The sequence below is a fragment of the Oceanicaulis sp. LC35 genome (assembly GCF_052055585.1).
Taxonomy (GTDB): Bacteria; Pseudomonadota; Alphaproteobacteria; order Caulobacterales; family Maricaulaceae; genus Oceanicaulis.
On record NZ_CP170485.1, the window covers coordinates 1,214,616 to 1,226,590 of the forward strand.

General features: G+C 61.5%; 17 protein-coding genes. 13 read left to right on the forward strand and 4 right to left on the reverse strand.

Annotation, left to right across the window (positions count from 1 at the left end; translation table 11 throughout):
• Positions 1–6 precede the first annotated feature (6 nt).
• From rplF to rplQ, 11 genes are all read left to right on the forward strand, one after another.
• Entirely contained in the window at positions 7–540 is a 534-nt protein-coding gene (gene rplF / locus ACFELO_RS05700) for a 50S ribosomal protein L6 (RefSeq protein WP_440959586.1), read from the forward strand.
• Between the two features lie 11 nt (positions 541–551).
• On the forward strand, positions 552–905 hold the full coding sequence (rplR, locus tag ACFELO_RS05705) for a 50S ribosomal protein L18 (protein WP_040612431.1): 354 nt from the start codon (positions 552–554) through the stop codon (positions 903–905).
• An 11-nt stretch (positions 906–916) separates the two neighbouring features.
• Positions 917–1,498, forward strand: a complete 582-nt coding sequence (gene rpsE, locus ACFELO_RS05710; RefSeq protein ID WP_440959587.1) for a 30S ribosomal protein S5 — start codon at positions 917–919, stop codon at positions 1,496–1,498.
• A 9-nt stretch (positions 1,499–1,507) separates the two neighbouring features.
• Positions 1,508–1,702, forward strand: a complete 195-nt coding sequence (gene rpmD / locus ACFELO_RS05715; RefSeq protein WP_022699725.1) for a 50S ribosomal protein L30 — start codon at positions 1,508–1,510, stop codon at positions 1,700–1,702.
• A gap of 30 nt (positions 1,703–1,732) precedes the next feature.
• Positions 1,733–2,215, forward strand: coding sequence for a 50S ribosomal protein L15 (rplO, locus tag ACFELO_RS05720; RefSeq protein ID WP_292984328.1), 483 nt, complete (start codon positions 1,733–1,735; stop codon positions 2,213–2,215).
• An 82-nt stretch (positions 2,216–2,297) separates the two neighbouring features.
• Positions 2,298–3,641: a preprotein translocase subunit SecY gene (gene secY / locus ACFELO_RS05725; protein ID WP_440959588.1), complete on the forward strand. Its 1,344-nt coding sequence runs from the start codon at positions 2,298–2,300 to the stop codon at positions 3,639–3,641.
• The gene (locus ACFELO_RS05730) at positions 3,638–4,201 is read left to right on the forward strand and encodes an adenylate kinase (RefSeq protein ID WP_440959589.1); all 564 of its coding nucleotides are present in this window, start codon (positions 3,638–3,640) and stop codon (positions 4,199–4,201) included. Before secY ends, ACFELO_RS05730 begins: the two co-directional genes overlap by 4 nt.
• 192 nt (positions 4,202–4,393) lie before the next feature.
• The gene (gene rpsM / locus ACFELO_RS05735) at positions 4,394–4,762 is read left to right on the forward strand and encodes a 30S ribosomal protein S13 (RefSeq protein WP_009801115.1); all 369 of its coding nucleotides are present in this window, start codon (positions 4,394–4,396) and stop codon (positions 4,760–4,762) included.
• Between the two features lie 12 nt (positions 4,763–4,774).
• Positions 4,775–5,164: a 30S ribosomal protein S11 gene (gene rpsK / locus ACFELO_RS05740; protein ID WP_009801114.1), complete on the forward strand. Its 390-nt coding sequence runs from the start codon at positions 4,775–4,777 to the stop codon at positions 5,162–5,164.
• A 91-nt stretch (positions 5,165–5,255) separates the two neighbouring features.
• On the forward strand, positions 5,256–6,275 hold the full coding sequence (locus ACFELO_RS05745; RefSeq protein ID WP_348764665.1) for a DNA-directed RNA polymerase subunit alpha: 1,020 nt from the start codon (positions 5,256–5,258) through the stop codon (positions 6,273–6,275).
• Positions 6,276–6,322: 47 nt separating this feature from the next.
• A complete protein-coding gene (gene rplQ, locus ACFELO_RS05750) occupies positions 6,323–6,742 on the forward strand; it encodes a 50S ribosomal protein L17 (RefSeq protein WP_440959590.1) in 420 nt (139 codons plus the stop codon).
• Between the two features lie 92 nt (positions 6,743–6,834).
• On the opposite strand, the gene ACFELO_RS05755 is transcribed toward rplQ, so the two are convergent.
• Complete coding sequence (locus tag ACFELO_RS05755) at positions 6,835–7,185, reverse strand: VOC family protein (protein WP_440959591.1); 351 nt, start codon at positions 7,183–7,185, stop codon at positions 6,835–6,837.
• Between the two features lie 84 nt (positions 7,186–7,269).
• Here ACFELO_RS05755 and ACFELO_RS05760 point away from each other — a divergent pair, with 84 nt between their 5' ends.
• Positions 7,270–8,004 (forward strand): helix-turn-helix transcriptional regulator, encoded by a 735-nt coding sequence (locus tag ACFELO_RS05760; protein WP_440959592.1) that lies wholly within the window; start codon positions 7,270–7,272, stop codon positions 8,002–8,004.
• A 7-nt stretch (positions 8,005–8,011) separates the two neighbouring features.
• Here the strand turns inward: ACFELO_RS05760 and ACFELO_RS05765 are convergent, their stop codons facing one another.
• Complete coding sequence (locus ACFELO_RS05765) at positions 8,012–8,518, reverse strand: YkvA family protein (protein WP_440959593.1); 507 nt, start codon at positions 8,516–8,518, stop codon at positions 8,012–8,014.
• A 160-nt stretch (positions 8,519–8,678) separates the two neighbouring features.
• Here ACFELO_RS05765 and ACFELO_RS05770 point away from each other — a divergent pair, with 160 nt between their 5' ends.
• Positions 8,679–10,067, forward strand: coding sequence for a Do family serine endopeptidase (locus ACFELO_RS05770; RefSeq protein ID WP_440959594.1), 1,389 nt, complete (start codon positions 8,679–8,681; stop codon positions 10,065–10,067).
• On the opposite strand, the gene ACFELO_RS05775 is transcribed toward ACFELO_RS05770, so the two are convergent.
• Together ACFELO_RS05775 and purD are read right to left on the reverse strand one after the other, a co-directional pair.
• Positions 10,064–10,459, reverse strand: coding sequence for a hypothetical protein (locus tag ACFELO_RS05775; protein ID WP_440959595.1), 396 nt, complete (start codon positions 10,457–10,459; stop codon positions 10,064–10,066). The genes ACFELO_RS05770 and ACFELO_RS05775 overlap by 4 nt on opposite strands.
• A gap of 150 nt (positions 10,460–10,609) precedes the next feature.
• On the reverse strand, positions 10,610–11,902 hold the full coding sequence (gene purD, locus ACFELO_RS05780) for a phosphoribosylamine--glycine ligase (protein WP_440959596.1): 1,293 nt from the start codon (positions 11,900–11,902) through the stop codon (positions 10,610–10,612).
• Between the last annotated feature and the right edge of the window lie 73 nt (positions 11,903–11,975).

The following is an 11,975-nucleotide window of genomic DNA, read 5'->3' on the forward strand; positions in this document are numbered from 1 at the left end:
AGAACTATGTCGCGTCTAGGCAAACTGCCTGTCGAAATCCCCAACGGTGTGACGGCTAACGTCACCGGGGCGCAGGTGTCGGTCAAAGGCCCGAAAGGCGAACTCAGCTTTGAAGCGCCCACTTGTGTGCGCCTCAAGCAAGAGGACAACGCTATTTCGGTCGAAATGGCTGAAAACTCGAAATTCGCGAAAGCCATGTTTGGCACCGCGCGCGCTCGCATCAAAAACATGGTGCAAGGCGTGACCGAGGGCTTCAAGAAAGACCTCGAGCTGATCGGTGTCGGTTATCGCGCTCAAATGCAGGGCAGCGACCTCAAGCTCTCGCTCGGCTTTTCTCACGACGTGATCTACACCCCGCGTGCGGGCGTGACGATTGCGACGCCGAAGCCGACCGAGATCACCATTGAGGGCGCCGACGCCCAGACCGTGGGTCAGACCGCGGCGGAAATTCGCGAATTCCGTCCGCCGGAGCCTTACAAAGGCAAAGGCGTGAAGTATTCGAACGAATATGTCCGCCGTAAGGAAGGCAAGAAGAAGTAAGGGGCCAGGCGATGAAATCTGCTGCAGAACAAATGCGGCGCCGCGCTCAGCGCACGCGCACCCGGCTCCGCAAAATGGGCAACGGCCGTCCGAGGCTCTCGGTCTTCCGTTCGTCCAAGAACATTTACGCCCAGATCATCGACGATGCGAACGGCGTGACCCTGGTGTCTGCTTCCACGATGGAAAAAGACAACAAGATCACCAAGTCCGGCGTCGAAGCCGCTGCCGAAGTCGGCAAGCTGGTTGCAGAGCGGGCGAAGGAAAAAGGTTTGACCGATGTGGTTTTCGACCGCGGCGGTTACATCTTCCACGGGCGTGTGAAAGCGCTCGCTGACGCCGCTCGCGAGGGCGGTCTGAACTTCTAAGGAGCGAACGCATGGCACGAGAAGACAATCGCGGCCGCGATCGCCGCCGCCGGGACGAAGACAACGCCGAACCGGAACTGGTCGACAAGCTGGTTCAGATCAACCGCGTCGCCAAAACCGTGAAGGGCGGCCGGAACTTCCAGTTCGCCGCTCTCGCAGTGGTCGGCGATCAGAAGGGCCGTGTCGGCTTTGGTCAGGGCAAGGCGCGTGAAGTGCCGGAAGCCATCCGCAAGGCGACCGAAGAAGCCAAGAAAATGATGGTGCGCGTGCCGCTTCGTGAAGGCCGTACCCTGCACCATGATGCAAAAGGCCGTTGGGGCGCCGGTAAGGTGATCCTGCGTTCCGCCCCTCCGGGCACCGGCGTCATCGCCGGCGGTCCGATGCGTGCGGTGCTGGAATCGCTCGGTGTTCAGGACGTGGTCGCGAAATCGACCGGTTCGTCCAACCCGTACAACATGGTTCGCGCCACGTTCGAGGCCCTGAAGGCCCAGAACAGCCCGCGCACCGTGGCCGCCAAGCGTGGCATCAAGGTCGCGGATCTGGTCGAGCGTCGCCAAGATGGCGCCAGCTCGCCGGAAGCCATCGAATCCTAGGAGGGACGCATGGCTGAACAAAAAACCCTGGTGGTGCGCCAAACCGGCAGCCCCATCCGCCGTCCGAAGGACCAGGCTGCGACTCTCAAAGGTCTGGGCCTGGGCCGCATCGGCCGCGAGCGCGAACTTGAAGACACCCCGTCTGTTCGGGGCATGATCCGCAAGGTCGCTCACATGGTTGAGATCGTGGAGGAGCGCGGTTAATCCCGCGCCCTCTCACCAAGGAGACAAACGATGCGCTTGAATGAACTGCGCGATAACGACGGCGCGACCAAGTCGCGTATGCGTGTCGGCCGTGGCATCGGCTCTGGCAAGGGCAAAACCGGCGGACGCGGCGTTAAAGGCCAGAAGTCTCGCTCGGGTGTCGCCATCAAGGGCTTTGAGGGCGGTCAGATGCCGCTCTATCAACGTCTGCCCAAGCGTGGCTTTAACAAGCCGAACCGCCTGGCATTCGCTGAAGTGACCCTGGCCAAGCTGCAAGCTGCTGTGGACGCTGGCAAGCTCGACGCGAAAGCGCCGGTCGATGCCGAAGCGCTCATCAAGGCTGGCGTCATCCGCCGCGCCAAAGACGGCGTGCGCGTGATCGGCGGCGGTGAGCTGAAAGCGAAACTTGAGCTGACGGTTGCTGGCGGCTCCAAGCCGGCGATCGAAGCGGTGGAAAAAGCAGGCGGTAAAGTCACCGTTCTCGCCAAATCCGCCAAAGATCAGTCCGAATAAGCTGGCGTTGAGATGGACCGCTTCCTAACTGGAAGCGGTCCCTCCGCGCTTTGAGGGCTTTCTCAGGGAGCATCCGACCGATATGGCGTCAGCCGCTGAACAGCTCGCCCAGAACATGAATTTCGGGGCGTTCGCCCAAGCGAAGGAGCTGCAGAAGCGCATTCTGTTCACGCTCCTGGTCCTGGTCATCTACCGCGTCGGCACCTTCGTGCCGGTCCCGGGCATCGATCCCACACAGTTTGCGCTGGCCTTCCAGCAGCAATCCCAAGGCGTTCTGGGCATGTTCAACATGATGTCCGGCGGCGCTGTGGAGCGTATGGCGATCTTTGCGCTGAACGTGATGCCGTACATCTCGGCCTCCATCATCATGCAGCTTATGGCGGCGACGATCCCGTCTCTTGAGCGCCTGAAGAAGGATGGCGGCGAGGCCGGTCGCAAGCAGATCAACCAATACACCCGCTATCTGACCGTGGTTCTGGCCGCCGCCCAGGCGTTCGCCATCGCCATCGGCATGCAGACCGTGACCGACGGGGCGTCCATCGCCATTAATCCGGGTCCGTTCTTCCTGATCACGACGGTCACCACGCTGGTGGGCGGCACCATGTTCCTGCTGTGGCTGGGTGAGCAGATCACCGCCCGCGGCGTGGGCAACGGCGTGTCCCTGATCATCTTCGCCGGCATTGTGGCCGAGCTTCCGCGCGCGCTGGTCAATGCGCTGCAAGCGGGCGCTTCGGGCAGCATTGCGGGCCCCGTGATCATTGCGATGCTGGTCGGCATCGTTGTCGTGCTGGCGTTCGTTGTGTTCATGGAACGCAGCCAGCGCCGACTGCTGATCCAGTATCCCAAGCGTCAGGTGGGCAACCGCATGATGGGCGGCGAATCAAGCTTCCTGCCGCTCAAACTGAACACGGCAGGGGTGATTCCCGCGATCTTCGCGTCCTCACTGCTGCTGCTGCCGGCGACCATCCAGGGCTTCTCACAGGCCGGTCCGGACTGGCTGGGCAATATCGTGGCCATGCTTGGCCCGGGTCAGCCGCTGTTCCTGGTCTTCTACGCCGCGATGATCGTGTTCTTCACGTTCTTCTACACGTCGCTGGTCTTCAATCCGGAAGAAACGGCGGACAATCTGAAGAAGTATGGCGGCTTCCTGCCGGGCATCCGTCCGGGCAAGCGCACCGCTGAATATCTGGACTATGTGCTCTCACGCCTGACCGTTATCGGCGCCGCGTATCTGACCATTGTCTGTGTTCTCCCCGAGTTCCTGAAGGCGCAAGTTTCAGGCATCCCGTTCTACATCGGCGGCACTTCGCTGCTGATCGTGGTGTCGGTGACGCTTGATACTGTCGGCCAGATCCAGTCCCACCTGCTGGCGCACCAGTATGAAGGCCTGATCAAGAAGACCAAACTGAGGGGGCGCAAGCGATGAACCTGGTACTGTTCGGCCCGCCGGGGGCGGGGAAGGGCACCCAAGCCAAGCGTCTGGTCGCTGATTACGGATGGCTGCAGCTGTCCACCGGCGACATGCTCCGCGCCGCGATTGCGGCCGGCAATGAACTCGGCCGCAAGGTCAAGGATATCATGGACCGTGGGGATCTCGTTTCCGACGAGATCGTCATTGCCCTGATCGAGGAACGCCTGCCGGAAGCTGAAATTGCCGGCGGCGCCATTTTCGACGGTTTCCCGCGCACCGTGGCTCAGGCCGAAGCGCTGGACGAACTCCTGCAATCGCGTGGCACGCAGATCGGCAAGGTCGTGCGGCTGGTGGTTGATCAGGACGAGCTGGTGTCGCGCATGGAAAAGCGCGCCGCTGAAGAAGGCCGCGCCGACGACACCGTCGAGGCGTTCAAGGTTCGGCTCGAGAATTACAACGCCCAGACCGCGCCGCTGATTCCCTATTATGAGGGGCAGGGCAAACTGTCTGATGTGGACGGTATGGGTCAGATGGACGAGGTCGCTGCACGCATTGCAGCTGCACTCGACCAATAAAGAGCAGCTTCCAGGCCGGTCCGGTCTGGAAAAACAGGACGGGTGGCTTCCCATCGCGGTTGACGCGACAGGTGAGCGCCTATAATAAGCGCCCTTCGCTCGCAGGGGCAGACGTCGAAATAAGCGCCGCCATACCGGTTGCGCTCTTTCAGCGTCTTCTGCTGCGAAGGCTGATGAGACAAGGAGAGCGTCGTGGCACGTATCGCCGGCGTCAACATTCCGACTAACAAGCGCGTCACGATCGCGCTGCGCTATATCCACGGCATCGGCCCGGCTATGGCGGCGGAAATTTGTGAAAAGGTGGGTATTCCCGCCGAAAAGCGTGTGAGCCAGCTCACCGACGCTGAAATTCTGCAGATCCGTGAAGCCATCGACGCTGGCTACACCGTGGAAGGCGATCTTCGCCGTGAAGTCGCGGTGAACGTGAAGCGTCTGATGGATCTGGGCTGCTATCGTGGCCTGCGTCACCGTCGTGGCCTTCCGGTCCGCGGTCAGCGCACGCACACCAATGCGCGCACCCGTAAAGGCCCGGCCAAGCCGATCGCCGGCAAGAAGAAATAGGGAACGAGGGTAATGGCAAAAGAACCGTCCCGCGTCCGCCGCCGCGAGCGCAAGAATATCACGGCTGGCGTCGCGCATGTGAACGCCAGCTTCAACAACACCATGATCACCATCACCGACGCTCAAGGGAACGCGATTTCCTGGTCGTCGGCTGGCGCCATGGGGTTCAAGGGCTCGCGTAAATCCACGCCGTACGCTGCGCAGGTTGCTGCTGAAGATGCAGGCCGTAAAGCGCAAGAGCACGGCGTCAAGACGCTTGAAGTCAAGGTCTCCGGCCCGGGTTCGGGACGTGAGTCCGCGCTCCGCGCGCTGCAGTCTGTCGGTTTCACGATCACGACGATCCACGACGTGACCTCGATTCCGCACAATGGCTGCCGTCCGCCGAAGCGCCGCCGCGTCTAAATTCTTTCAGCGTCTGAGGCGCTGATTGACGACTTTGGTCCGGCGCGCAGCCTTCTGGCTGTCGCGCCGCACGCCTGAAGGGGTGATGTCCGTGATTGAAAAGAACTGGCAGGAACTGATCCGCCCGATGAAGCCGGAAATCCAACCTGGCTTTGATCCGGTGCGCCAAGCCAAGATCATTGCTGAACCGCTCGAGCGCGGCTTCGGCATGACTCTGGGCAATGCGCTGCGCCGCATTCTGCTGTCCTCTCTGCAGGGCGCGTCGATCACGGCGGTGCAGATTGATTCCGTTCTGCACGAGTTTTCGTCCATCAAGGGCGTGCGGGAAGATGTCACCGACATCATTCTGAACCTCAAGCAGGTCGCGCTTCGCATGCACGGCGAAGGTCCCAAGCGTCTGACCCTGAAAAAGCAGGGCCCGGGCGAAGTGACCGCTGGCGACATCGAAGAGACCGCTGACGTCGAGATCATCAACAAGGATCACGTCATCTGCACTCTCGACGAGGATGCGGATGTGCGCATGGTCCTGACCGTGAACACCGGCAAGGGCTATGTCCCGGCTGACCGCAACCGCCCCGAAGACGCCCCGATCGGCCTCATCGGCGTGGATGCGCTCTACAGCCCGGTCAAGCGCGTGGCCTACCGCGTGGAGAACACGCGTGAAGGTCAGGTGCTCGACTATGACAAGCTGATCCTGGAAGTCGAAACCAACGGCGCTGTGACCCCTGAGGATGCAGTGGCCTATGCGGCTCGCATCCTGCAGGACCAGTTCCAGATCTTCGTGAACTTCGAAGAGCCTTCCGAAGCCCGTGCGGCCGAGGACGACAAGCCGGAGCTGGACTTCAACCCTGCCCTGCTGAAGAAAGTCGACGAGCTGGAACTGTCGGTCCGTTCGGCGAACTGCCTGAAGAACGACAACATCGTCTATATCGGCGACCTCATTCAGAAGTCCGAGGCGGAAATGCTCCGCACCCCGAACTTCGGTCGCAAATCGCTTAACGAGATCAAGGAAGTTCTCGCACAGATGGGTCTGCATCTGGGCATGGACGCGCCGAACTGGCCGCCGGAGAACATCGAAGATCTCGCCAAGAAGTATGAGGATCAAATCTAGGAGGCGCGCCGCGAGGCGTCCCTAACCGGGATTGAAGGAGAAAACCGATGCGTCATGGCGTCGCCCACCGCAAGCTTAACCGCACTTCGACTCACCGTCGCGCCATGTTCGCCAACATGGCCGCATCGCTGATCGAGCACGAACAAATCGTCACCACCCTGCCGAAGGCCAAAGAGCTCAAGCCGATCATGGACAAGCTCATCACCCTGGCCAAACGCGGTGATCTGCATGCTCGCCGTCAGGCGATCTCCAAGATCCGCAACAAGGATCAGGTGGCCAAGCTGTTTGAAACCCTCGGCCCGCGTTATGAAGAGCGTCAAGGTGGTTATACCCGCGTTCTGAAAGCCGGCTTCCGTCATGGCGACAACGCCCCGATGGCAGTGATCGAGCTGGTTGATCGTGACCCCTCCGCCAAAGGCGCCGCCGACCGTGCGCGCGAAGAGGCTGTCGAGGGCGCTGAAGACTAAGGTCTTCGCACTTTCACACGAGACAAGGGCCGCATCCTTCGGGATGCGGCCCTTTTCGTTTCTGCGGATGCGGATGCGGATGCGGATGCGGATCAGGCGGAGAAACAGATCTTGTTGCCGTCCAGATCACGCACATAGGCGGAATAGAACGGGCCGCGCTGTCCGGGCTGGCCCTCATTCAGACCGCCCAGCTCAAGCGCCAGGGCGTGGATGGCGTCGACCTGGTCCGGGGCGCCGACATTGAAACCGATCATGGTCCCGTTCCCATATGTCGCCCGCTGACCGTCAAAGGGCTCAGCGACCGCGAAGGCGTAGCCATCGCCCAGCCAGTATGTCATCCGTTCGGTCTGCGCCGCCTGAACAATGCCGAACCGGGCGAATATCGGGTCATAGAATGCGATGGCCGCCGCCATATCGTTGGTGCCTGCGACGAAGTAATTCATGTGCACGGCGTCTTCTCCTGTGTGCGCCTGGGGTGGAGAGGGGACGCTATTGGCAAATATGACCTTTTGTGTCGTATTTGATGCATGGCGAGAGCAAACACATCCAGTCGATTGCACCGGCTTGAACGGCTGACAGCGCAGCTCAAGGCCGAACCGTTTTGCATCATCAAGGATCTGGCGAAGGCGCATGGCGTGAGTGAACGCACGCTGTTGCGGGATCTGGCAGTGCTCAGGGAGCAAGGCTTGCCAATCGAGGCGGATCGGGGACGGGGCGGAGGCGTCCGGCTCGACCGGAGATGGGGCGTCGGGCGCTTGAACCTCGACTATGCCGAGGCGGTGGATCTGCTCATCGGCATCGAAGTGGCCCAGAAGCTCGAGACACCCGTCTTCCTGGCCAATCTTGAGAGTGTGAAACGACAGCTGATCGCGTCCTTCTCGCCTGACAAGCGCGAGCGGGTTGAGGCCCTGAAATCACGTATCCTGGTCGGCGTGACCTCATCGACCCTGGTGCAAGCCAGCGCGTCTCAGTCTTCGGCGCCTGTCATCAAGGCTCTTCATCAGGCCTTTATCGACAGGGAAGGGCTTCAGGTACGCTATCAGAGAGAGGACCTGACCCTGTCTGAGCGGTTGATCGAGCCTCATTACCTGCTGCTCAAATACCCGGTCTGGTACGTGCTCGCCTATGATCACCTCAGGGAGGAGACGCGGACTTTCAGATGCGACCGCATTTTGGAGGCGCACCTGACCGATACGCGCTTCTCATTGCGTCCCAGGGCCGATTTCGAGCATGTGTGGGAAGAGGGCGCGCTGCTGGCCTGAAGGCGCGCTATTCGCCGCCAAGCGCCTTACGCGCCTTGGAGCGGTGCTCGTCCGTGATGGCGCCGCCCACCTGCAGGATGATGGTGGTGAGAACCGTGCCATCGTCGGCATAGCCGATCAGCCCCAGGAAGTCGGGGATGATGTCGAAGATCCACAGGAAGTAGAGAAGCCCGAGCGCCAGCGCGGCGCGCGCCTTCAGCGGCGCATCGGGATCGCGCATGGCGTAATAGGCGGCCACCAGGTCTTCCAGAAAGGGGATCTGACGGGCGACGCGCTGAACCTTGGGCCAGAAATTGGCCTCGACCTTGGCTTCATCGCGCTCGAACTCCGCTTCGGTCCGCTCCGCGGCTTCTTCAACCCGCTGGCGGGCCAGCTCCTCGGCGCGATCAAGCGCGGTGGTGCGCCCGTCCTTGTAGAGCGGGGCGTACGCTTTCTCGGCGCGCGTCTGTATCTTGGCCAGGGCCTTTTCACCCTTGCCGCGCCTGAAGATGAAGGTCTCGATCCGGTTGCGCATGAGTTGTCCCCCTTGGGGCAGTATAGCTCGTTTTTGGACGGGGGCGCGACGATCTTGCGAAACCGTAATTGCTCAGCCCCTGTTCAGACCGCTTGCGCGATCTTAAATCGGCCTGACATTTGCTTTTGTGTTTGCAGGCTTACCCTGAGGAGATTGCTCCATGTTCCGAACCCTGTCGCTTGCGCTGATGACCAGTGTGGCCCTTGTCGCTCCCGGTGCGGCTCAGGAGCGGGCGGTTCCTGACAATCAGGTCCAGATGCAGTTGTCCTTCGCCCCGGTTGTGCGACAGGCCGCTCCGGCTGTGGTGAACGTCTATTCCCGACGTGTCATTGCTCAACGCACGCCCTTCGCTGGCGATCCCTTTTTCGAGCGCTTTTTCGGACCGCAAGTGCGCGAGCGTGAGGTCAATTCCCTGGGCTCGGGCGTGATCGTGGATTCCACGGGCGTTATCGTCACTAATAATCACGTGGTGCAGGGCGCTCAGGATCTTCGGGTCGTGCTGTCTGATCGCCGGGAGTTTGAGGCGGAGCTTCTCTTGGCCGATGAGCGCACCGATCTCGCCGTGCTCAAGATCAACACTGAAGAACCGCTTCCGGTCCTGCCGTTTGACGAGGCTGGCGATAGCGAGGTCGGCGATCTTGTTCTGGCCATCGGCAACCCGTTTGGTGTCGGACAGACGGTGACGAGCGGCATTGTGTCTGCTCTGGCGCGGACGGATGTCGGGATTTCGGACTATGCCTTCTTCATTCAGACCGATGCGGCGGTGAACCCGGGCAATTCCGGCGGCGCGCTCGTGGACATGGAGGGCCAGCTGATCGGCGTGAACACGGCGATTTTCTCGCGCTCCGGCGGCTCAAACGGTATTGGCTTCGCCATTCCTTCCGAAATGGTGCGCACGGTGGTCGAGGCGGCGCTTCAGGATGGCGAGATCGTTCGCCCCTGGCTTGGCGCTCGTCTGCAGCCGGTGACCCAGGACCTGGCGAGCTCGCTGGGGCTTGATCGCCCGCGCGGCGCCATTGTGGCGGACATCTGGGAAGGCGGGGCGGCTGATCGCGCCGGACTTGAGCAGGGCGATGTGGTGGTTGCGGTCGATGGGGTCGAGGTGAATGACGAGGTGGGCGCGCGGTTCCGTTTCGCCACTCGCATGATCGGCGATAACGCGGCGCTGACCGTCTTGCGGGACGGAGAAGAGCGTGAGCTGACCGTTGAGGCCGAACCAGCTCCGGGCGCCATAGAAGGCGCACGTATGGAGATTTCCGGAGAGAACCCGCTTCATGGCGCCGAGCTGGTGCAGCTAAGCCCGGCCTTCAATGAGGAGAACGGCATCGATCCCTTCATGGACGGGGTGCTGGTCTCTTCGGTGGCCCGTCGCTCGGCGGCCGCCTATTTCGGCTTCCAGCCCGGCGACCGGATCCTGTCTGTGCAGGATGAGCGCGTGGACAATCTGGTCGATCTCAACCGGATCCTCCGCGAAAAGGATGGCTCAAGCAGCTGGCCGATCGAGATTGAGCGGCGGGGCGAGCGCTTCTCGCGCAATCTGTCGCTCTAGCCGGTTTGCGCCCATGACGGTGTGATGAGGTCCCAGTCCAGCCAGGACCTGGCCTCATCCACATCATGAAATTGTGCGATCAGCCGGTGTTGCAGGCTGATGGTCGTGTCGATCAGGGTGTATTCAAGTTCCTGCCGCTCTGAACCGGGGTCATAGACAACGGCGATCCGTCCCATGCCGCCCTTCAGAAGAGCGGACATGGCATGCCCGAATGTCACCGATTCCGTTTCACTGAGCTGCGAGTGCGATACGCCGGGAATGACCAGAAGCCGGATCCGGTTGCGATAAGAGCAGTTGCTTACAAACTGCAGCAGTTGTTGTGCGCCCTCATGGGTGAAGGCCTCTCCAACATCCACAATGACCCGGTCATGACCTTCTTCGATGATGCGCATGTCCACCCGATGTGGTTATATTAAATGACCACACTACAAGTATGCCGATAGGGCCGGGTGACAAGTGCTTTCGTTCAAGTCCGAACGCGCCAGGCTACGTCCTCATCTGAAACGGATCCACTACGGTTCAAACGGGCACGGACAGCATCGCTAGTCGCGCGCCAGGGCGCGCCAGGCGATGTCGCGACGGCAAATGCCCTCCGGCCAGTCAATCGCATCCACAGCCTTGTAGCAGCGCTCTACGGCCTGTTTGAGGTCGTCGCCTACGGCGGTGACGTTCAGCACCCGACCGCCATTGGCCACCAGATCGCCGGCTTCATTGGTTCCGGTCCCGGCGTGGAAGATGGAGACGCCCTCGATCTCGCCCGCCTCTTTGACGTTCGAGATGACAGAGCCCTTGTGGTAATGGCCGGGATAGCCCCGGGTCGCCATCACGACAGTGGCGGCCGGGCGGGCCTGATCAACGGTGGGCAACAATTGCTGGAAGTCCCGCTCCGGCATGCCGCCCGTGGCGCAGGCCAGAAGCGCCGGGACAATGTCATCCAGCATGGACGCCATCAGAACCTGACATTCAGGGTCGCCGAAGCGCACATTGAACTCGACGACCTTGGGGCCTTCAGGCGTGATCATCAGACCGATATAGAGCACGCCCTGATAGGGGTGGCCGGCCTCATACAGGCCGTCGATCATGGGCGCGGAAACTTTTTCGTCGACTTCGGCCATCAGCTCGGGCGTCATCACTGGAGCAGGACAATAGGCGCCCATGCCGCCGGTATTGGGGCCTTCGTCATTATCCAGAAGCCGTTTGTGATCCTGGCAGGCGGGCAGGGTGATGCGGTTCTTGCCGTCAGTGAGCACGAAGACGCTGGCTTCCTCGCCATGCATGAACTCTTCGATCACAAGCTCGGCGGAGGCGTCGCCGAACTTGCCCGACAGCATTTCCTCGGCTTCCGCCTTCGCTTCGTCCAGCGACGGGGCGATCACAACGCCCTTGCCGGCGGCCAGACCATCGGCCTTGAGCACATAGGGCGCGTCCAGCGTGTCGAGGAAGGCCTTGGCCTTTTCCGCAACGGTGAAGCGGCCATAGCGCGCGGTCGGCACGCCGAGCTTGGCCATCAGATCCTTGGAGAAGCCCTTGGAGGCTTCAAGCTGGGCGGGCTCCCTGTTCGGGCCGAAGACGTCAAATCCGCGCGCGCGGATGCGGTCTGCGGCGCCGAGCGCCAGCGGGACTTCGGGACCGATAACAACCAGGTCGGGCTCAAGCTGCAGGACGAGTTGCTCCAGCTTCTCCACATCATCGGGCTGAACGTCAAAACAGGGGCCGAACTGATCCATGGCCGGGCTGCCGGGGGCGGACCAGATGGTGTCCACCAGCGGGCTTTGGGAAATCTTCCAGGCGAGTGCATGCTCGCGGCCGCCCGATCCGATGATGAGAATGTTCATGTCCCGCCCTTGCCGTCTTGCTGGTGAGAGGTGTGTCTGGTTCTGTGACAGGTGAATGGCCCTGACTGGCGCG